Source organism: Micromonospora sp. AMSO12t (assembly GCF_008806585.1).
GTDB classification, from domain to species: Bacteria; Actinomycetota; Actinomycetes; order Mycobacteriales; family Micromonosporaceae; genus Micromonospora; species Micromonospora reichwaldensis.
In genome coordinates, this window is the sequence record NZ_WAAS01000582.1 from 1 (window position 1) to 540 (window position 540).

The following is a 540-nucleotide window of genomic DNA, read 5'->3' on the forward strand; positions in this document are numbered from 1 at the left end:
TGTACCCATTACGTTCTTTTCCAGCTTCGCCAGTTCCGTCCAATCGTTGGCAGAATTCAACCACTTGGCGTAGGTCGAGAGAAGCACCTGCACCGAGCGCCCAAGCTGCCAAGCAGTGAACGCTGGATTTGTGGTGACGAGCCAGAAGGTTGGAAGATGCATGGCGACTCCGTCGAGACGCGGCGCTTCTGCTTCGAGCGGTATTGCGCGATCTCTCTGGCCCTTGCCAGTGCGCCAAGAGCCCGGCTGTTCAACCTTACGGTGCGGGTGTATTTCGTCTTGGTCCGCTCGACTGCCTGCTTTTCAACCACGATCCGGCAGATGTGAGCCGTCTTTTTCTCGACGTCGACCTCATCCCGGCGCAGCGACATAATCTCGCCCGTGCGCATACCCAACCTGCGACACGCTGCTGATGACCCGATTTGCCTCAAAGGCGGTCGACCGTATCTTCAGGCCCGGTTTTCGGTACAGCTAGGCAGAGGTGCTGCTGATGGACTTGCGGCAACCCGGTGAGTTGGCAGAGGACTTGTTTGCGCTCAA

1 protein-coding gene is annotated in these 540 nt (G+C 58.1%); it reads right to left on the reverse strand.

Translation table 11 applies throughout. The features are described from left to right. Positions 1 to 56: 56 nt before the first annotated feature. Positions 57 to 389 (reverse strand): hypothetical protein, encoded by a 333-nt coding sequence (locus F6X68_RS34950; protein WP_370519031.1) that lies wholly within the window; start codon positions 387 to 389, stop codon positions 57 to 59. Between the last annotated feature and the right edge of the window lie 151 nt (positions 390 to 540).